Below are 210 nucleotides of genomic sequence, written 5' to 3' on the forward strand. Positions count from 1 at the left end.
TCTGTATTCGATTGGGGTGGTATTGCTGGTCACTACGATCGTCAATCAAACCAAGTACGTTACGATTCTCCTAAGTTTGGTGGTTTCTCTTTTGCAGCTTCTGTTGGTCGTGATGATAATGCGAACGGTGGTGGTGCAGCGACTCGTGATTCTGCATTCGCAAGTGCTAACGCAAAATACAGCTTTGAAAAAGTAACATTAATGGGTGCG

1 protein-coding gene is annotated in these 210 nt (G+C 44.8%); it reads left to right on the forward strand.

The features are described from left to right. The coding region (locus HC728_RS20090; protein WP_139070515.1) for a porin at nucleotides 1-210 on the forward strand (210 nt) is incomplete at both ends.

The organism is Aliivibrio sp. S10_S31 (genome assembly GCF_014694495.1).
GTDB lineage: Bacteria > Pseudomonadota > Gammaproteobacteria > Enterobacterales > Vibrionaceae > Aliivibrio > Aliivibrio fischeri.